Below are 19,623 nucleotides of genomic sequence, written 5' to 3'. Positions count from 1 at the left end.
AACGTCACCATGAAACTCATCGTCATCGGCCACGGGATGGTCGGCCACAAGCTCCTCGAATGCGTCGCCGCGCAAGCCGGCGCGGCGGGCGCGCTGCAGGTCACGGTGCTCGGCGAGGAACCGCGCCCGGCGTACGACCGCGTGCACCTGTCGGAATTCTTCGCGGGCAAGTCGGCGGACGATCTGTCGCTCGTCGAACCCGGCTTCTTCGAGCGTCATCCGCAGTTCGACCTGCGCCTGAACGCCCAGGTCGCGTCGATCGATCGTGCCGCGCACACGGTCACGCTCGCGTCCGGCGAAATGCTCGCGTACGACAAGCTGGTGCTCGCGACGGGCTCGCGTCCGTTCGTGCCGCCGGTGCCGGGCCGCGATCGCGCGGGCTGCTTCGTGTACCGGACGATCGAGGATCTCGAGGCGATGCAGGCGTGCGGCACCCACGCGAAGCGCGGCGTGGTGATCGGCGGCGGGCTGCTCGGCCTCGAATGCGCGAAGGCACTGCGCGACATGGGGCTCGACACGCACGTCGTCGAATTCGCGCCGCGGCTGATGGCGGTGCAAGTCGACGACGGCGGCGGCCAGATGCTGCGCGCGAAGATCGAGGCGCTCGGCGTGACCGTGCATACGGGCAAGAACACGCTGGAGATTGTCGACGGCGAGGAAGGCACGCACCGGATGGCGTTCGCCGACGGCTCGCATCTCGACACCGACATGATCGTGTTCTCGGCCGGCATCCGCGCACGCGACGAGCTGGCGCGTGCGTGCGGCCTCGAAATCGGCCCGCGCGGCGGCGTCGCGATCGACGACGCGTGCCGCACGAGCGACGCCGACATCTACGCGATCGGCGAATGCGCGGCCTGGAACGGGATGGTGTACGGCCTCGTCGCGCCGGGCTACGACATGGCACGCGTGGTCGCGAAGCAACTCGGTGGCGACGTCGCCGATGCGGCCGACGCCGCGTTCGCCGGTGCCGACATGAGCACCAAGCTGAAGCTGATGGGCGTGGACGTCGCGAGCATCGGCGACGCGCATGGCGCGACGGCCGGCAGCCGCACCTACCAGTACGCGGACGAGCGCCGCCAGGTCTACAAGAAGCTGGTGGTGTCGGACTGCGGCAAGTTCCTGCACGGCGCGGTGATGGTCGGCGACGCGGCCGAATACGGCACGCTGCTGCAGATGATGCTGAACCGCATCGAGCTGCCCGAGTCGCCGGAATTCCTGATCCTGCCGTCGTCGGACGGCGCGGCGAAGCCCGCGATCGGTGTCGACGCGCTGCCGGAAGGCGCGCAGATCTGCTCGTGCAACAACGTGTCGAAGTCGCAGATCTGCGCGGCGGTGGCCGACGGCGCGACGAGCCTCGGCGCACTGAAGTCGTGCACGGGCGCGGGTACGTCGTGCGGCGGCTGCGTGCCGCTGGTCACGCAGATCATGAAGGCCGAGATGAAGAAGCAGGGTCTCGCGGTCAACAACCATCTGTGCGAGCACTTCCCGCATTCGCGCCAGGAGCTGTTCCACCTGATCCGCGTCGAGCGCATCACGACGTTCGACGAACTGCTCGCGAAGCATGGCCACGGGCTCGGCTGCGACGTGTGCAAGCCGGCCGTCGCGGGCATCCTCGCGTCGTGCTTCAACGAGTTCGTGCTGAAGAAGGAGCATGCGGGGCTGCAGGATTCGAACGACTACTACCTCGCGAACATCCAGCGCGACGGCACGTACTCCGTCGTGCCGCGCATGCCGGGCGGCGAGGTGACGCCGGAAGGGCTGATCGCCGTCGGCCAGGTCGCGCAGAAGTACGGGCTCTACACGAAGATCACCGGCGGCCAGCGTGTCGACCTGTTCGGCGCGCGCGTCGAGCAGCTGCCGTCGATCTGGGAAGAGCTGATCGCCGCCGGCTTCGAATCGGGGCATGCGTACGGCAAGTCGGTGCGCACCGTGAAGTCGTGCGTCGGCTCGACGTGGTGCCGCTATGGCGTCGACGATTCGGTCGGCCTCGCGATCGACATCGAGAACCGCTACAAGGGCTTGCGCGCGCCGCACAAGATCAAGTTCGGCGTGTCGGGCTGCACGCGCGAGTGCGCGGAAGCGCAGGGCAAGGACATCGGGATCATCGCGACCGAGAAGGGCTGGAACCTGTACGTGTGCGGCAACGGCGGGATGAAGCCGCGCCACGCGGAACTGCTCGCGTCCGATCTCGACCGTGACACGCTGATCCGCTACATCGACCGCTTCCTGATGTTCTACGTGCGCACGGCCGACCGGCTGCAGCGCACCAGCGTGTGGCGCGACAACCTCGAAGGCGGGCTCGACTACCTGACCGACGTCGTCGTGCACGACAAGCTCGGGATCGCGGCCGAACTCGAGGCCGACATGCAGCACGTGGTCGACACCTACGAATGCGAATGGAAGAAGGCCGTCACCGATCCGGAAACGCGCAAGCGCTTCCGCCACTTCGTGAACAGCGACGCGCCCGACGCGACCATCGCGTTCGTCGAGACGCGCGGCCAGATCCGTCCCGCGACGCCCGACGAGCGCGTGGGCGGCAAGCCCGTTTCGATTCCCGTCGTCGCCGAACCTGCAACCGTCTGACCCTGACCGACACCAGCGTCTTTTCCAAGGAGCCCATCATGAACGATCGTCTTCCCCTGTCCTGGACCCGCGTGTGCCCGCTCGACGACATCGTGCCGAACACCGGTGTGTGCGCGCTCGTCAACGGCGAGCAGGTCGCGGTGTTTCACGTCGCGCATGCCGAAGAAGGCGGCGTGTTCGCGATCGACAACGTCGATCCGGTGTCGCAGGCGGCCGTGATGTCGCGCGGGCTGATCGGCAGCCTCGGCGAGCGCGTCGTCGTCGCGTCGCCGCTGTACAAGCAGCATTTCGACCTGCGGACCGGCGAATGCCTCGAATCGCCCGAGAAGTCGGTGAGCGCGTATCCGTCGCGGGTCGAGGACGGTTTCGTGTGGATCGCCGCCTGAACGCCCCGGAGCACGCATGACCGCCACCCCCGTCAAGAGCGTGTGCCCGTACTGCGGCGTCGGCTGCGGGATGGTGCTGCACGTCGAGGATGACGAAGTCGTCAAGGTATCCGGCGACTCCGACCATCCGACCAACTTCGGGCGGCTGTGCACGAAGGGCTCGTCGGCGCACGTCGCGTTGCGCCGTTCCGGGCGGCTCGACCGTGCGTTCGTGCGGCGTGCGCGCGAGGACGACCTCGTGCCGCTGCCGGCCCGTGACGCGATCGCCGAGACCGCGCGGCGGCTGCGCGCGGTGCTCGACGCGCACGGGCCCGATGCGCTGTCGTTCTACGTGTCGGGGCAGATGTCGATCGAGGCGCAATACCTCGTCAACAAGCTCGCGAAGGGCTTCGTCGGCACCAACAACATCGAGTCGAACTCGCGCCTGTGCATGGCGAGCGCGAGCACCGGCTACAAGCAGTCGCTCGGCGCGGACGGCCCGCCCGGGTCGTACCAGGACTTCGATCGCGCGAACCTGTTCTTCGTGATCGGCGCGAACATGGCCGACTGCCACCCGATCCTGTTCCTGCGGATGATGGATCGCGTGAAGGCCGGCGCGAAGCTGATCGTCGTCGATCCGCGCCGCACCGGCACCGCCGACAAGGCCGACCTGTTCCTGCAGATCCGGCCGGGCACCGATCTCGCGCTGACGAACGGATTGCTGCACCTGCTGCACGCGAACGGCCGCACCGACGCCGCGTTCATCGATGCGTACACCGAAGGCTGGGACGCGATGCCCGCGTTCCTCGCCGACTACACGCCCGAACGCGTCGCGGAAATCACCGGGCTCGCGGAAGCTGACATCCGCACGGCCGCGCAATGGATCGGCGACGCGCAGGAATGGATGAGCTGCTGGACCATGGGGCTCAACCAGAGCACGCACGGCGTGTGGAACACCAACGCGATCTGCAACCTGCATCTCGCGACGGGCAAGATCTGCCGCACCGGCAGCGGGCCGTTCTCGCTGACGGGCCAGCCGAACGCGATGGGCGGGCGCGAGATGGGCTACATGGGGCCCGGCCTGCCGGGCCAGCGCTCGGTACTGTCCGACGACGACCGGCGCTTCGTCGAGCACCTGTGGCGCGTGCCGGCCGGCACGCTGCGCAAGGATACCGGCAACGGCACGGTCGACCTGTTCGAACGCATGGCGGCCGGCGACATCAAGGCGTGCTGGATCGTCTGCACGAATCCGGTCGCGACCGTGCCGAACCGGCGGAACGTGATCGCGGGGCTGCAGGCCGCGGAGCTCGTGATCGCGCAGGATGCGTTCCTCGACACCGAGACCAACCGCTACGCGGACATCCTGCTGCCCGGCGCGCTATGGGCCGAGGGCGACGGCGTGATGATCAACTCCGAGCGCAACATGACGCTGATGCGCGCCGCGATCGCGCCGCCCGGCGACGCGCTGCCGGACTGGCGCATCGTCGCGGAAGTCGCGCGCGCGATGGGTTTCGGCGATGCGTTCGACTATGCGTCGGCGGCCGACGTGTTCGACGAGATCGTGCGCTTTTCGAATCCGGCGACCGGCTACGACCTGCGCGGCGCGAGCCATGCGGCGCTGCGCGAGGGCCCGGTGCAATGGCCGGTCGCGCCCGGCACCGCGCGCGAGCGGCACCCGATCCGCTACCTGAACGACGGCGTGAGCCAGACGCCGCGGCCGGCGGCCGACGGGCACGATGCGCCGCGCATCGCGTTCCCGACGCCGTCGGGCAAGGCGCGCTTCTTCGCGCGGCCGCACGTCGCGCCGGCCGAACTGCCGGACGACACGTTCCCGATCGTGCTGAACACCGGGCGGCTGCAGCATCAATGGCACACGATGACGAAGACGGGCAAGGTCGCGATGCTGAACAAGCTGAACCCGCGCCCGTTCGTCGAACTGCATCCGGACGACGCGAGCGCGCTCGGCATCGCCACGAAGGACAGCGTCGAGATTCGCTCGGCGCGCGGCCGCGCGGTGCTGCCGGCCGTCGTGACCGAGCGCGTGCGGCGCGGCAACTGCTTCGCGCCGATGCACTGGAATGACGTGTACGGCGACGACCTGTGCATCAACGCGGTGACGAACGACGCGATCGATCCGGAATCGCAGCAACCCGAACTGAAATATTGCGCGGTCGCGCTGACGCGTGTCGACACGGACGCGTTCGCGTCCGCCGACGACGACACGGCGCGACCCGATGCATCCGCTGCCGACGCGCGGCCCGCGCCGGCGACGGTGCAGATCGCGGCTTCACAGGAATCCGACATGGCAGACCTCGACACTTTCGCGGCCGCGCTCGGCGTGGCTGATCTCGCGCCGCCGCCGCTCTCCGATGCGGAGCGCCTGTACGTGGCCGGCCTCGTCAGCGGGCTGAAGGCGAGCGCCGGCCGGCGCGAAGGCAGCGTACCGGTGCTGCCGGCCGGCGCGCCGCTCGCGCCGCCGGTGCGGTTCTGGCTCGACGGGATGCTCGCGGGGCTGTTCAGCCGCTCGGTGCCCACCCACACGGCGGATGGCGCGGCGCCCGCGCTGCCGGCCGAGGCCGCCGCGCCCGGCGGCGTGCGGATCGTGCGCACGCGTCCGAAGGTCGTGCTGCTGTGGGCGTCGCAGACCGGCAACATCGAATCGCTGACCGAGGACTACGCGACGCAGTTGATGAACGCGGGCTTCGAGATCCGCACCGCGTGCATGTCCGACTATCCGGTCGCGTCGCTGGCCGGCGCGCAATACGTGCTGCTGATGACGAGCACGTTCGGCGACGGCGACGCGCCCGACAACGGCAGCGAGTTCTGGGATGCGCTGCAGGCCGGCAGCGCCGCGCGCCTCGACGGCGTGCATTTCGCGGTGCTCGCGTTCGGCGACCGCAACTACGACCAGTTCTGCGGGCACGGCCGCCGACTCGATGCCCGGCTCGCGGAACTCGGCGCGGCGCGCCTGTGCGCGCGCGTCGATTGCGACGTCGAATTCCAGCGCGATGCCGACCAGTGGCTCGAACGCGTGGTCGCCCGGATCAAGGAAGCGGATGCGGCACTGCACGCGGTGCCGAGCGCCGGATTGAGCCCGTCGGGGCTGCTGCCGACCAAGGCGCATCCGGCGCCGTCGAAGCTCGTCGCGAACCTGCGGCTCAACCGGCCGGGCGCCGCCAAGGACACGCGCTACGTGTCGCTGTCGACCGAGGGCGCGAACCTCGAATACGAAACCGGCGACGCGCTTGGCGTGTGGCCGACCAACTGCCCGGAGCTGGTCGACGAACTGCTGTCGGTCACCGCGCTGAAGGCCGACGCACCGGTGTCGGTCGCGGGTGTCGGCGACGTGCGACTCGGCGATGCGCTGGCGCGCCACTTCGACATCACGCGCCCGCACCCCGACACGCTCGCGTTCATCGCGTCGCGCAGCGCGAACGGCGCGCTGAAGGTGCTGCTCGGCGACGATCGCAAGGCCGACCTGAAGCAATGGTTGTGGGGGCAACAGCTCGCGGACGTGCTGCACGAGTTCCCGGTCGATCTGTCGGGCACGGAGCTGGTCGGGATGCTGAAGCGGCTGCAGCCGCGCCTGTATTCGATCGCGTCGAGCCCGAGCGCGCACCAGGGCGAGATCCACCTGACCGTGTCGGCTGTGCGCTATCACAACGGCCGGCGCGCGCGCAAAGGCGTCGCGTCGACGTTCCTCGCCGATCGCGCGGACGACGGCCGCGTGCCGGTGTTCGTGCAGAAGTCCGCGCATTTCCGGCCGCCGGTGAACGGCGACGTGCCGGTCGTGATGGTGGGGCCCGGCACCGGCGTCGCGCCGTTCCGCGGCTTCCTGCACGAGCGGCAGGCGCGCGGCGCGCGCGGGCGCAACTGGCTGTTCTTCGGCGAGCAGCATGCGCAGACCGACTTCTACTACGGCGACGAACTGAGCGCGATGCGCGACAGCGGCTTCCTGACGCGGCTCGATCTCGCGTTCTCGCGCGACCAGGCCGACAAGATCTACGTGCAGGACCGGATGCGCGAGCAGGGCGCCGAACTGTACAAGTGGCTGGAGGAGGGCGCGCACTTCTACGTGTGCGGCGACGCCGCGCGGATGGCCAAGGACGTCGATACCGCGCTGAAGGCCGTCGTCGCCGAGCACGGCGGGATGTCGGACGAAGCCGCGAACGACTACGTCGCGAAGCTCTCGAAGGCGCGGCGTTACATGCGGGACGTGTACTGACCGCGCGGGCGATGGGCGCCGTGGGGCGCTCGCCGCTCCGCCGGCAGCTTGGAAACGCTAACGAAATGAATGGCGGGGGCTGTTGACCCGTCGCGCGCTCTGTGAACCCATGCGTTGTTTCGCTGACGAGGAGGCCATGGCCAAACCGATACGCAATGACGAACCGTGGTCACTCATCCAACCGCTGTTGCAATCACCGAAGCCGTGTGGGCTTTTGACCTAGACGAACGCGGGCCACATAGTGTCCAGATGGATCGAGTGTCCACAGCAAGGCACGCAGGCGTCGTAGCCAGGACATCACCGTCGCTCGCGTGACGCACATTTCGGCGGCGACCGAATCGAGCGGATATTGATGCGCCAGATAGGGTAGGAATTCGAACAACTTCTCCTTGTTTTGCAGATTTTGAATTGACGTGCCGTGAAGGCGCGTGAAGGTTCGGTTGCAAGCGGCACAGCAAAACGTGGGAACAGGATGATGCCCGCTGCTGCGATAAACGAGCCACGTGTTGTCGCTTGCGCACCTGGGACAGCGGGGCGGGGTGGGATCATCGGACAGGATCTGTCGAATGGCGCGCGTGAGAAACGCTGTCAACTCGGGATCGTTCATGCGGTGCAGCGAGGCATCGCTCGCCTCCGTTCCGAAGCGGTGCCGAAAATGCCGGCTCACGTCATCCAGACTGATTGACCACTGACTCATGAGGTCAGTGATCTGATCCAGCGGACCACCCACTTCCCGTTTGCGAACGGTCCGAATTTCCGCGTCGAGGCGATCGAGTTCGCTCCGCAGTTCTGCTACTGTCTTCGTCATCTCATTCGCCCAACAGCGTGCCGAATATCGGGCCTTGGCCCCTGCTGCCCAGCGGTCCGCACTGTGTTGTTCACTCGTGCCATGTAGCGGCTGTCCGTTGCTATCCGCCGTTCTCGGTTTCTTCCCACTGCGCCAGAAGCTCGGCTGGAATCGCCGTGACGACCTCAGCGTAAGGCTTGCCGACGAAGCGCTCCGCACGTTTGAGCAACACGGGAATCGGGCTGCTGGGTTCGTGAGTCTCGAACCACGTTCGCGCCGTACGAATCAGAGTGAGCGCGGCCTGGCGGTCCGCCGGTGCGGATTTCGGTTGGGCCGTTATGCGGTCGGTGGCGGCAACCGTGCTGTCATTCACCGGTTCGAGTTGCACTGACGCATCGCTCTCTGACGATTCGTTGTCGGCTAGCGCGGGATCGCGGGCTTCTTCCATCTGTTCGATTGTGTTCGCCGACGCGGGGACACTCAGCTTGCCGAGGAGTCGCGTGAGCGACGACAGGTCCGGCAGGTACCCTTCGAGATGCATGGCGCACCACGCATCGATCACAGCGAAATGCGCAAGCGCATCGTCGAAACCCGCCATTACCTCGGGATGCTGCGCGCGCACATCCAGCAACTGCTGCGCCACGGACTCGGGCGCGAGGGCATCCGTGGGGCGAGGATGCGCAAAGGCACGCTCGACGTCGCGCACCTGCAGTCGTGCGAGTGTCGACTTCGACAGCACGATCTCGCGCACGTCAGCGAGCAATCCTTCCGGATCGGCGAGCGCCTGTATGGCATTCATCCGCATTTCACGTGCGGCGTCGCGCCCGCCGTCGACATCGGGCTGTGGATGCACCTGCTCGGCAAACGCATCGAGCCAGGCGGCCAGCAATCCTGTGCCATCTGCAAGACCGATGGCACCAGCGAGCCGCGTGCGGCACCGCGTATACAGGACAGCCGCCCGAATATCCTTCGTCCGCAGCATGAGCCGCTGGCAATCGCGTTCGAGTTCGCTCCAGTTGACGGGATCGGGCGCGCCGACGAACGCGCCGTACTGCACGTCCTGCCTGGGTGCCGCACTCGCGAACAGCACGACGAAGTCGTGGTCATATTCGAGGTCGGGGCCGCAGGGCATGGAATCGCTCACGGGCGCGAGCCAGTCGTGATGCGGCGTGTCTTTCGCGGTACCTTTACCGGATAAGGACTGTCGGGGTGACTGCTTTTTACTCATGGTCGGTTGTCGGATTCAGTAGTGCGCCGTTCGAAATGCCGTACGTAACGCTCGGGCTCGAACCGCATGCCGGTAATCGGCCGGTCGGGTCTCGGGTGCCCCAGCCATCCGGACCATCCCATGCGTTGCTGGCCGCCCATCACGGCCGGCGGCGCGCTTTCGGGCTTGATGCGCAGTTCGAGTTCCCATTCCAGTTCGTAGCCGACGAATGCACGCACCCATTCGACGAGACGCGGCAGATCCTCGCCCTGGGGCGTGAAGCGCAGATACGCGTCGAGATCGATGGGGCCGATCACGATGCGGAACCGGTGCTGACGGTCCGGCGCCACGCGGCCGAGCATCGCGGCTTGTCCCATCGTCGCGGCGGGGCCCGGCCAGCCCATGCGTCCCTGATCGGCTGGGTCGATAGCGATCCAGTGGAACACGTTCTCCTCGATCGCGACCGGCACGCCGAAGTAGTGCTCGAGTGTGGCGCGAAGCCCGTCCGAGTTGCGCGACTCGCGTACGAGATGCGGGGACGCCGCCAGTCGCGCATGCGAGGGCACGGAGCGACGCCCGATTTCGGCGGTGTCGTGGCCCGTGAGGCTCGCGATGTAGAACGAAAACCGCTCGTCGTCTTTCCGGTCGAGGCCGGCTGTTGACTGGGCCGATGCCCACGCGCGATAGAACAGCGTCAGGAACCGGTGATGGAAGATGTCGAAGAAGTCGACCGTCGTCGTGTCACGACGGCCCTCTTCGCGCTCGCGCGCCCATTCGGTCACATGGATCGGCAGTGGCCCGTTCGGTCCGAGCATGCCGAGACCGAAGAGCCGCACCTTGAGCCGTCCTGCCGCTTCCTGGACGCTGGCGATTTCGCGCGGCGCGAAAGCGAGACTCGGTTGTTGTCCGAGCCGGAACGGCTCGGCCCGCGGTCGTCGCGCGGTGCCGATCGGGTCGACCGCGGGGTTCGCGCCGACGCGTCGCAGCAGTGACAGGAACCCGAAGCGCCACGGCTCCATTTGAAGACGTTCCAGCAGGTCGGGCGAAAGCGCGCTGTCGCGCACGAGCGCCGGCAGGGTGGCACGTTTCATCACAGCACTCCTCGTGTCCCGGTGCGCACGGGCCAGCGTGCGATCCGGCCGCGCTGCATCGAATGCAATTCAGTTTGCGTGAAGCTGTTGATCGACACGTGCCGTGCCAGCCAGTGCTCGAGAATCGTACCGAACAGATAGGGGCTCACGCCGGAGAAACCGGTCTCGTCGACCGTTACCGCACACTCGATGCCACGCCCGAACGTCATCGGGCCGGTGCCTGGCAGCTTGCGTGTTACCGGGCGCGTCTTGACGCCGACGAGGCTTTCGACTTGCCGCAGATGTTCGTTGTTGTCGTTCGAAAGGGTCAGGCGCAGCAGGTCGCGTAGTCCCTGACCGCCGTCACGATGATCGAGGCCTTCGAGCGGCAGGTAGTTGAAGTTGAGCTGGCGGATCAGGCGCCATGCCATCTCTCGCTCCGCATACGGCGCTTTCGGCGGACTCGGCGGGCGAATGAGACCGATACTCTCGATTGGCGCGGACTCCTCTGTCGCCAGGTCACGCACGCCGTTGCGAGGCACGAGCGTGGCGAGATCCCGGTTTGTCAGCAGCGCAACGACTGACAGGAAACGGATGTCCTCGCCATAAGGGGCCTCGTTCTGGTCAACCAGCGAGAGAAACACTTCGGTGCCGACGTAGGGGGTGCGCGTGCCGTAACGGCGCGCCGAATCGGACACGAGCCGCCGTTCCCGTCGTGTCGAGAAATACCGCCCGTGATTGCCTTCGTCGTTGTTCAGCGTCTGATAGAGCGGACGGAATTCCAGTTCGTCCGAGGTTGCCGCGACCTGCCCATGCACGGTCTCCACCGAGAACACTTCGTAATCGAGTGGGGCAAGTCGCGCAGGCACCAGGTGAAACTCTGTTTCTCGCGCCGAGATCTCGATCCGATCGGTGTGCCGTTTGAAGAGGTTGATGACGGGCGTACAGAACAGCGCGAAGCGCGACGCGTCGACGAGGTTCGCGAGTTGGCCCGGCGTCCGGTCGAGCAGCACGACGATTTCGACCTCGTGACCGTTCACGCGGGATAGTCCTTCGGCAAGACCGTTGAGTGCGAAGAACCAGAACCTTGCCGGGCACGCGAAGTATTCGTGCAGCAGGTTGTGCCCGTGAAACTTCGTCCAGGTGAGCGGCAGCAAGTTCTGATCGGTGCGCAAGCCCTCGTGTTCGACCGCACCGTGAGTCACGGCGGCGGGAGAACGGCCCGGTACGCCGAATTCGCCGGGAGCGGCAATCACGGATGCGACGCCGGCGACGTGCAGCAGCTCGAACAGGTGTGAGGCGACCTGTTCGTCGCCGGCCAGATACACGGGCAGCCGATCGAGCCCCTTCAGATCGGCGATGCGCACATCGCCTGTCGTCGCTAGCCGCAGCCGCAATGCACCGCGCACCTGTCGGTCGGGCGGAACATAGCGATCGAGCGCCGGGATGTCGGGCGGAATGCCCGTCAGGCGCGCATCGGTGATCGTGAGCGGCCAGAGCGTGACGTCCTGTCCGCTCGTAAACTGGCAAGCGGTTTTTTCGCCATCCGGAACCCGCGCCTTGAACGCCGTGCCGCGCGCGATACGGTAGCCCGCGGCCAGATTGCCTTCGGCCTGACCGGGATACAGGCGCGCGACCGCGATCGACGGCGTGGGCGCGACGTAATTCGGGTAGATCACTTCCAGCAGCCGCCCCGTGAAGCGCGGAAACTCCGCATCGAGCTTGAGTTGCATGCGTGCGGCCATGAAGCAGAACGACTCGATCAGGCGCTCGACGTAGGGGTCCGCCACTTCGCCGGCCTGCATGCCGAGCCGGCGCGCGATTTTCGGGTGCGCCTGCGCGAACTCGGTGGCGAGCTCGCGCATGTAGATGAGTTCCTGGTTGTAATAGTCGAGTAGTCGCGGGTCCATCGGAAAGGTCTCGTTTTGTCGTTATGCCGTGCCTACCCGGAGCGCATGCCGGTGATCTGGATCTCGCTCGTCTCGAGATCGAGCGAGCTCTGCACCATGAATTCGAGCGGATACGGGTCCATGTGAACCAGGCCGCGCACTTCGAACGCGAGCACATTGTGATGGCCGCTGGCGTCGTCATCTTGACGGGGCGACACCACCAGCGAATCGGGGATCAGCCGCGGCTCGAAGTCGGTGATGGCCCGCCGGATCATCCGCTCGATGTCGTTCCACTGGCGCGACGCGAGAAAGGTGCCGGCGAGCGGCGGCACGCCGAAATTGACCGTGGACGCGGCCGCCTGCGGGTGGCGTTCGCGCTCGATCCGGTCTTCGATGCTCGTCGTGTTGAGCAGATACGCGAGATCGCGCTGGACGATGTCGCGCATCTGCTTGCGTGTGACGGAATATTCTTCGGGGGCTTCGACGAGTCGATGCGGCGCGTCGTCCCGCAGCCGGTCGAGCAGGGTCGGCATCAGATGCGCGTTTGCCCGCCGCGGCGGGCGCGCGACGAGCGAGTCGCCCCGCGAAGGAGGCCGCTTGCGCTCAGTCATCGACCGGCTCTCCGGTGATGGCGCCGTCCGCAACACGCAAGCCGAACTGCGCGTCGGCCAGTTCGAATAGACTGAAATCGCCCCGATCCGTTGTCCAGGTTTTTTGTCCATGCGCGATGACGGCGGTACGTCCAGCCTCATGCCAGGCCGTTTCGCGCCCCAGACGCAGTGCATCGGTCGCGGCTTCCGAGCCGGGGTAGCGGGCAGGCATGAAGCCGCGCACGGTACTGCCGTCGCTCAGTGTCAGCACACATGGCGCCCAGACGAGATCGATGAGGTTCGCAGGCGGCGCAATGCGCCACGCGGCGAGATCGGCGAACGGTACCCAGCGGTAGTGCCCTGCCGTGATGACTTCACATACCGGGCCGAAACGCGAATCGCTGTCGGCGATCCAGCGTGTGACACCCTGGGGCGTGCGTGCCGCAACGAGCGGCGCCGCGTCGAGTGCTTTTTCTCGCGCATCATCGGCGTATTCGCGTTGCCCGTCTCCAGCAAGTTGCAGTGCGAATGCCAGTTCCATGACCCACGGAGCGGGTTCGAGGACGAACCCAGGGCGCTCGAATCCCGCGACAACCTTCTGTCGCCAGCGCTCGGCCCGGATCAGGTCACGAAAAACCTGGGCGGCCTGCGCCTGTTGCGGCTCGAGCTTTGCCCACGTCTGCAGTTGCATCACGGCGCGTGTCCAGTCGCCCGTTACGCACAGCCACTGGAGCAGCGCCCACCGATGGGCGGCGAAAGTCGGCTGCGCGCGAATATGCGATTCGATCCGCTCGATCTGCGCGGCGATCGGCAGGTCGTCCAGGCCGCTGCCAGACGGCTCTCCGATAGCAAATGGCATGTTCATGCGTCGTCCTTGCGTACAGGTGCGGCCAGCGGACTATCGACCGACAGCGCGTGATGCTCGCGCCGGGTGAGCGCGGGCGGTAGGGCCGGCGCCCGGCGGGCTTCGGCCGCATGGAATTCGGGGGGCGCAAAGAGGCGCAGGACTTCGGACACGGGTTCGATCTCGAGCTCGGGAGTGCAGCTAGTGTCCAGGTGGCCGAACGCGTCCTCGAGGTTGCGCTCGCCTGACAGCATCACTTCGATCGAACCGGAGGCGCCTGCGTTTGTCGGTGTTGGCCAGAGGTCGTGCGATTCGGGCATGACTGAGGCAAGCGGTGTCGCGGGCGAGTCCAACTGTTCGCCCCATGAGCCGGAAAGGGCGGTGTGTGGATCCGTCAGCGCGCGCCAGTATTGCGCGTGAAGCGATTCGACGAGGTCGTCGGTGCGCTCAGGAAACGGCATCTCCTGCGACCCGGTGCCGTCGCGCTTCTCCCGCGCGGCATCCGCAGTCACGCCGTGGCTGCCGATCAGATCGAGGATCGACGTATTGCTGCCCGCGCGATCTGATGATTCGAACAGGAGAAAGTCCGCGCCGTCCTCCTGCTTCTTGGGACTGCACGGCTCGTTGCGCAGCTCGGGAGCGGGAAGCGAGGTGTCGGGTCGGCGGTGCCACGGCAAGCGGAATGAGCGCATGGAAGAGGCAGTGATGACGGAATGCGCATTTTACCCATGAGAGTGTGCAATTAAATGGGGTGCCTTTATTTGAAAATATTATCGAGATTAAGTCTCGAAATAATTAATTGATTGGTGTCTGCCGGGATGGATGAATATCAAGATAGTGTCTCGAAAATCACGAATTGTTAAAAAACGTTTGCATTTATGGTGTAATTTATAAATTAAAACAACGACTTGTGTGCCGTAATGCTTGTGGAATTTGTGCGCGTGCTGCGCGGTTGGTGATTCCTGCGCCCCTTGATTGGCGCGAAGTTCCAAGGGTGGTTCAGTGCGCGTTTCTGCCCATTTGCATGGGTTGACGGCGACGTGAATTAATTGGAATAATGCGCGGCCTGAGAGGACTTCACTTTATTTGTGTGTGAAATGCGGCAATAGGCCAATGCTGCCTGAATAGGATTCCTGATCGCTCTGCCCAGAGCCAGGAACATACCGAATCAACAACAAGAAGGTTCGCATGACGATTTCACGCCAGGCGCTGTTCGGCAAGCTCGGGGTTCAGCTCTACCGCAGCATCGAATCGGCGACACAGTTCTGCAAGCTGCGCGGCAATCCGTACGTGGAGCTCGTCCACTGGTTGCATCAGCTCCTGCAGCAACCCGATAGTGACCTGCATCGCATCGTGCGGCACGCTGGCATCGACCGCGACGCACTGGATCGGGATTTCGCAAGAGCGTTGGCCGCGCTGCCGGCCGGCGCCAGTTCGATCAGCGATTTCTCGTGGCACATCGAGATGGCGATCGAACGCGCGTGGGTGCTCGCGACGCTGAGTCATGGCGATCGCCGTGTGCGCGGCGCATGGCTCGTCGCTGCGCTTGTCTCGACGCCCGAGTTGCGGCGCGTTCTGCTGTCAATCTCCCCCGCGTTTGGCAAGATCCCTGTCGACGGGCTGGGCGATGAGTTGCCCGCATGGATCGACGGCTCGCCCGAAGCCGCCGATGCGCCGTACGACCACAGCGACTGTTCGGCGGCAACGCCGGGCGAGGCGTCCGGCGCGATTCCAGTCGCATCGAAGGGTGGTTCGCTCGACCAGTACTGTGCAGACCTGACAGCGCGCGCTCGCGCGGGCGAGATCGATCCGGTCATCGGCCGTGAACTCGAGATTCGCACGATGATCGACGTGCTGCTGCGCCGTCGGCAGAACAACCCGCTCGTAACGGGGGAGGCCGGTGTCGGCAAAACGGCCGTCGTGGAAGGACTGGCGCGCGCGATTGCATCGGGCAATGTGCCGCCGAAGCTCGCCGACGTGCGGCTGCTGTCGCTCGACGTCGGCGCATTGCTCGCCGGCGCGAGCATGAAAGGGGAGTTCGAGGCGCGTCTGAAAGGGCTGCTCGAAGCCGCTGCAAAATCGCCGGTGCCGGTGATCCTCTTCATTGACGAGATTCACACGCTGATTGGCGCCGGCGGACAGGCGGGCACGGGCGATGCCGCCAATCTGCTGAAACCCGCGCTTGCGCGTGGCACGATCCGTACGATCGGTGCGACGACCTGGGCCGAGTACAAGCGTCACATCGAAAAGGATCCGGCGCTCACGCGACGCTTCCAGGTGCTGCAGATCGCGGAGCCGTCCGAGGCTGCTGCCGTCGATATGGTGCGCGGGCTCGTACAAACGTTTTCCCGGCATCACGGCGTCGTGGTGCTTGACGAAGCGATTCGTGCGGCGGTAACGCTGTCGCACCGTTACATTCCGTCGCGTCAGTTGCCGGACAAGGCCATCAGCCTGCTTGACACCGCCTGTGCGCGCGTGGCGCTGTCGCAGCATGCCGCGCCACGCGAACTGGACGACGTGCGCCAGCGTTTAGCGGCCGCGCGCGCCGAGGAAGCATTGCTCGTGCAGGAGGCCCGTATCGGGCTGGATACCGACAGGGCGTTGACGTCCGTGCGAACGCGCATCGATACATTGGCGACCGAAGAGGCTGCGGTCGAGCATCGATGGCGCGCTCAGGCGGCCGCCGCGCAGGCGTTGCTGGCCGCGCGCGAGGCCATTGGACCCCGCGACGACGAATCCCCACGGGACGAGGCGGCGGCGCTTCCGAAGCTGCGCGAACTCGAACACGCGCTCGCTGCGCTGCAAGGCGATGCGCCGCTCGTATTCCCCGAGGTCGACGAGGCGATCGTCGCGGAAATCGTATCCGATTGGACCGGCATCCCTGTCGGCCGCATGGTGACCGATGAGGTCGCCGCGGTGCGCACGCTCCCCGACACGCTCGAGGCACGCGTGATTGGCCAGACCGACGCGCTGCGTCAAATTGGCGAACGTGTGCAGACCGCACGCGCGGGCCTCACGGACCCGAAGAAACCGCTCGGCGTATTCCTGCTTGCCGGTCCCTCGGGCGTCGGCAAGACGGAAACCGCGCTGGCGCTGGCCGAAGCGCTGTACGGCGGTGAACAGAACCTGATCACGATCAACATGAGCGAGTATCAGGAGGCACACACCGTTTCGGGCCTGAAGGGCGCGCCTCCGGGTTATGTCGGCTACGGCGAGGGCGGGGTGCTGACCGAAGCGGTGCGCCGCCGTCCGTATTCGGTCGTATTGCTCGACGAGATCGAGAAGGCCCACCGCGACGTGCACGAGATGTTCTTCCAGGTATTCGACAAGGGCTACATGGAGGACGGCGACGGCCGCTACATCGATTTCCGCAATACGACGATCCTGCTCACGAGCAACGTCGGTTCCGAACTGAGCACGAGTCTCTGTGCCGATCTGTCGATCGCGCCGAATCAGGATGGCCTGCGGGAAGCACTGACGCCCGAACTACTCAAGGCTTTCCCGGCGGCATTCGTCGGGCGCGTGACCGTCGTGCCCTACCGGCCGCTCGCCGACAGTGCGCTCGCCAGCATCGTGCGCCTGCATCTGGGGCGCGTCGTCCAGCGTATGGCCGCCAGCCACGACATCGCGCTGACGTACGACGACGCGGTCGTCGATTACATCGTCGGCCGCTGTCTCGTGCAGGAGACCGGCGCACGCGTGCTGATCGGATTCATCGAGCAGCACGTGCTGCCCCGCTTGTCCGCGCTGTGGCTCGATGCCTTCGCGTCGAAGCAGACCCTGTCGCGTATTGCGATCGGCGTGGTCGACCCGTCCGACGCACCGGCGCAGGCCCTCGCGTTCGAGGCGACCGCCCTTCATTCAGACGAGCCGGTTCGCTGAGCTTGCCGTCCCACCACCACCGTTCAGGAGTTTCATCCATGGCCGCTTCCAGCAGTTCGCAGAAATTCATTGCGCGCAACCGTGCGCCGCGTGTGCAGATCGAGTACGACGTCGAGGTCTACGGCTCGGAGAAGAAGGTCGAGCTGCCGTTCGTGATGGGCGTGCTCGCCGATCTGTCGGGAAAGCATCCGGTCGAGCCGCTGCCGGCGGTATCGGACCGGCGCTTTCTCGAGATCGACATCGACAACTTCGACGAGCGCATGAAGGCGATCCGGCCGCGCGTCGCGTTCGCCGTGCCGAATACGCTGACGGGCGACGGCCAGATGATGGTCGACATGACCTTCGAGAGTATGGAGGATTTTTCGCCTGCCGCGATCGCGCGCAAGGTCGAGCCGCTGCGCCAACTGCTGGAAGCGCGTACGCAACTCGCCAATCTGCAGACCTACATGGATGGCAAGTCGGGTGCCGAGGCGCTCGTCACGCAGTTGCTGCAAGACCCGGCGCTGCTCAAATCGCTGGCCGCCGCCCAGAAGCCCGAGCGGCAAGCGGACGAAACTGCCGATCAAGACGGCGCGAACTGATCGACGAACCGATAAAGGATGACCATCATGGCGAAACAGGAAGCCCGGGCCGCAGTTGTGCAGACAGCCACCGAGTCCGATTTCACTCAGCTGCTGGAGCGCGAGTTCCGCCCCAAGACCGACGACGCGCGCGAAGCCGTCGAACTGGCCGTTCAGTCGCTCGCCGAGCAGGCGCTGGCTCAAACGGCGACGATCAGTGACGATGCATACAAGAGCATTGCGGCGATCATCGCACAGATCGATCACAAGCTCTCCGAGCAGATCAACCTGATCCTGCATCACGCGGATTACCAGGCGCTCGAATCCGCCTGGCGCGGCCTGAATCACCTCGTGTCGAACACCGAAATCGACGAACACCTGAAGATTCGCTTCATGGATGTCTCGAAGGCCGAGCTGCATCGCACGATGCGCCGCTACAAGGGCCTTGCCTGGGATCAGAGCCCGCTCTTCAAGCAGATCTACGAACAGGAGTACGGCCAGCTTGGCGGCGAGCCGTACGGGTGCCTCGTTGCAGACTACTACTTCGACCATACGCCGCCGGACGTCGATCTGCTCGGCTCGATCGCGAAGGTCTCGGCTGCCGCGCACACACCGTTTATCACCGGCGCCGCACCGTCAGTTCTGCAGATGGAGTCGTGGCAGGAACTCGCGAACCCGCGTGACCTGACGAAGATTTTCACGCAGAACCTCGAATACACCGCGTGGAACTCGATGCGCAACACCGAGGACGCGCGCTATGTCGGGCTCGCGATGCCGCGATTCCTCGCGCGCCTGCCGTATGGCGCGAAAACCAACCCGGTCGACGAATTCGATTTCGAGGAAGACACGAACGGTTCGGACCATGGGCGCTATGGCTGGGCGAACGCGGCGTACGCGATGGGCGTCAACATCAACCGCTCGTTCAAGCAGTACGGCTGGTGCTCGCTGATTCGCGGCGTCGAATCGGGCGGCACGGTCGAGAATCTGCCGACCCACACGTTCCCGACCGACGATGGCGGCGTCGACATGAAGTGTCCGACCGAAATCGCGATCTCGGACCGGCGCGAGGCCGAGCTGTCGAAGAACGGCTTCATTCCGCTCGTACACCGCAAGAACACCGATCACGCGACCTTCATCGGCGCCCAATCGCTGCAGAAGCCTGCCGAGTATCACGATGCGGACGCGACGGCCAACGCGAACCTGTCCGCGCGCCTGCCATATCTGTTCGCGTGCTCGCGCTTCGCGCACTACCTGAAGTGCATCGTGCGCGACAAGATCGGCGCGTTCAAGGAGCGCGAAGACATGCAGCGGTGGCTGAACGAATGGATCATGCATTACGTCGATGCCGATCCGACCAACTCGTCGCAGGAGACGAAGGCGCGCCGGCCGCTCGCGGCCGCTGAAGTGCTCGTCGAGGAGGTCGAGGGCAACCCCGGCTACTACAACTCGAAATTCTTCCTGCGTCCGCACTTCCAGCTCGAAGGGCTGACCGTCTCGCTGCGGCTCGTGACGAAGCTGCCGTCGATCAAGGAAGCGGCGTAAGCGAATTGAGCCTCTCGGGCCGCGCGTTGGACCAACTTCTCTCGTGGTGAGCGGCCTTTTTTTATTCAAACAAGGAGCA

The 19,623-nt window shown here is 65.7% G+C and carries 13 protein-coding genes; 6 read left to right on the top strand and 7 right to left on the bottom strand.

Annotation, left to right across the window (positions count from 1 at the left end):
• Positions 1-9: 9 nt before the first annotated feature.
• From nirB to DIE23_RS04160, 3 genes are read left to right on the top strand one after another with little or no spacing between them, the layout of a single operon-like run.
• Entirely contained in the window at positions 10-2,583 is a 2,574-nt protein-coding gene (gene nirB, locus DIE23_RS04170; protein ID WP_124610939.1) for a nitrite reductase large subunit NirB, read from the top strand.
• Positions 2,584-2,621: 38 nt separating this feature from the next.
• Positions 2,622-2,969, top strand: a complete 348-nt coding sequence (nirD, locus tag DIE23_RS04165) for a nitrite reductase small subunit NirD (RefSeq protein ID WP_057925008.1) — start codon at positions 2,622-2,624, stop codon at positions 2,967-2,969.
• 16 nt (positions 2,970-2,985) lie between these two features.
• The gene (locus DIE23_RS04160) at positions 2,986-7,173 is read left to right on the top strand and encodes a bifunctional nitrate reductase/sulfite reductase flavoprotein subunit alpha (RefSeq protein ID WP_124610938.1); all 4,188 of its coding nucleotides are present in this window, start codon (positions 2,986-2,988) and stop codon (positions 7,171-7,173) included.
• Between the two features lie 193 nt (positions 7,174-7,366).
• Here the strand turns inward: DIE23_RS04160 and DIE23_RS04155 are convergent, their stop codons facing one another.
• From DIE23_RS04155 to DIE23_RS04125, 7 genes are all read right to left on the bottom strand, one after another.
• Complete coding sequence (locus DIE23_RS04155) at positions 7,367-7,981, bottom strand: DUF746 domain-containing protein (protein ID WP_124610937.1); 615 nt, start codon at positions 7,979-7,981, stop codon at positions 7,367-7,369.
• Between the two features lie 100 nt (positions 7,982-8,081).
• Positions 8,082-9,188, bottom strand: a complete 1,107-nt coding sequence (locus tag DIE23_RS04150) for an ImpA family type VI secretion system protein (RefSeq protein WP_124610936.1) — start codon at positions 9,186-9,188, stop codon at positions 8,082-8,084.
• On the bottom strand, positions 9,185-10,258 hold the full coding sequence (tssG, locus tag DIE23_RS04145; protein WP_124610935.1) for a type VI secretion system baseplate subunit TssG: 1,074 nt from the start codon (positions 10,256-10,258) through the stop codon (positions 9,185-9,187). Before tssG ends, DIE23_RS04150 begins: the two co-directional genes overlap by 4 nt.
• Entirely contained in the window at positions 10,258-12,147 is a 1,890-nt protein-coding gene (tssF, locus tag DIE23_RS04140; protein WP_124610934.1) for a type VI secretion system baseplate subunit TssF, read from the bottom strand. Before tssF ends, tssG begins: the two co-directional genes overlap by 1 nt.
• 32 nt (positions 12,148-12,179) lie before the next feature.
• Positions 12,180-12,737, bottom strand: coding sequence for a type VI secretion system baseplate subunit TssE (gene tssE / locus DIE23_RS04135; RefSeq protein WP_124610933.1), 558 nt, complete (start codon positions 12,735-12,737; stop codon positions 12,180-12,182).
• Entirely contained in the window at positions 12,730-13,581 is an 852-nt protein-coding gene (locus tag DIE23_RS04130; protein ID WP_124610932.1) for a type VI secretion system accessory protein TagJ, read from the bottom strand. The genes tssE and DIE23_RS04130 overlap by 8 nt, the downstream gene beginning before the upstream one ends.
• On the bottom strand, positions 13,578-14,252 hold the full coding sequence (locus tag DIE23_RS04125) for a TagK domain-containing protein (protein WP_124610931.1): 675 nt from the start codon (positions 14,250-14,252) through the stop codon (positions 13,578-13,580). Before DIE23_RS04125 ends, DIE23_RS04130 begins: the two co-directional genes overlap by 4 nt.
• A 496-nt stretch (positions 14,253-14,748) precedes the next feature.
• Here DIE23_RS04125 and tssH point away from each other — a divergent pair, with 496 nt between their 5' ends.
• From tssH to tssC, 3 genes are read left to right on the top strand one after another with little or no spacing between them, the layout of a single operon-like run.
• The gene (gene tssH / locus DIE23_RS04120) at positions 14,749-17,442 is read left to right on the top strand and encodes a type VI secretion system ATPase TssH (protein WP_124610930.1); all 2,694 of its coding nucleotides are present in this window, start codon (positions 14,749-14,751) and stop codon (positions 17,440-17,442) included.
• 38 nt (positions 17,443-17,480) lie between these two features.
• Complete coding sequence (gene tssB / locus DIE23_RS04115) at positions 17,481-18,023, top strand: type VI secretion system contractile sheath small subunit (protein ID WP_124610929.1); 543 nt, start codon at positions 17,481-17,483, stop codon at positions 18,021-18,023.
• Positions 18,024-18,050: 27 nt separating this feature from the next.
• Entirely contained in the window at positions 18,051-19,544 is a 1,494-nt protein-coding gene (gene tssC / locus DIE23_RS04110) for a type VI secretion system contractile sheath large subunit (protein ID WP_124610928.1), read from the top strand.
• Positions 19,545-19,623: the final 79 nt, after the last annotated feature.

This window comes from Burkholderia sp. Bp9143, from assembly GCF_003853645.1.
In the GTDB taxonomy this organism is placed as follows: Bacteria; Pseudomonadota; Gammaproteobacteria; order Burkholderiales; family Burkholderiaceae; genus Burkholderia.
Note: the sequence above shows the minus strand (reverse complement) of the source record. Positions and strands in the feature narration are given on the sequence as shown.

Bases quoted from the DNA above. Each gene is read 5' to 3' on its own strand.
- tssC (WP_124610928.1), top strand. From the start codon at position 18,051: ATGGCGAAACAGGAAGCCCGGGCCGCAGTTGTGCAGACAGCCACCGAG.
- tssB (WP_124610929.1), top strand. From the start codon at position 17,481: ATGGCCGCTTCCAGCAGTTCGCAGAAATTCATTGCGCGCAACCGTGCG.
- tssH (WP_124610930.1), top strand. From the start codon at position 14,749: ATGACGATTTCACGCCAGGCGCTGTTCGGCAAGCTCGGGGTTCAGCTC.
- nirD (WP_057925008.1), top strand. From the start codon at position 2,622: ATGAACGATCGTCTTCCCCTGTCCTGGACCCGCGTGTGCCCGCTCGAC.
- DIE23_RS04150 (WP_124610936.1), bottom strand. From the start codon at position 9,188: ATGAGTAAAAAGCAGTCACCCCGACAGTCCTTATCCGGTAAAGGTACC.
- DIE23_RS04155 (WP_124610937.1), bottom strand. From the start codon at position 7,981: ATGACGAAGACAGTAGCAGAACTGCGGAGCGAACTCGATCGCCTCGAC.
- DIE23_RS04160 (WP_124610938.1), top strand. From the start codon at position 2,986: ATGACCGCCACCCCCGTCAAGAGCGTGTGCCCGTACTGCGGCGTCGGC.
- DIE23_RS04125 (WP_124610931.1), bottom strand. From the start codon at position 14,252: ATGCGCTCATTCCGCTTGCCGTGGCACCGCCGACCCGACACCTCGCTT.
- tssG (WP_124610935.1), bottom strand. From the start codon at position 10,258: ATGAAACGTGCCACCCTGCCGGCGCTCGTGCGCGACAGCGCGCTTTCG.
- tssF (WP_124610934.1), bottom strand. From the start codon at position 12,147: ATGGACCCGCGACTACTCGACTATTACAACCAGGAACTCATCTACATG.
- tssE (WP_124610933.1), bottom strand. From the start codon at position 12,737: ATGACTGAGCGCAAGCGGCCTCCTTCGCGGGGCGACTCGCTCGTCGCG.
- DIE23_RS04130 (WP_124610932.1), bottom strand. From the start codon at position 13,581: ATGAACATGCCATTTGCTATCGGAGAGCCGTCTGGCAGCGGCCTGGAC.
- nirB (WP_124610939.1), top strand. From the start codon at position 10: ATGAAACTCATCGTCATCGGCCACGGGATGGTCGGCCACAAGCTCCTC.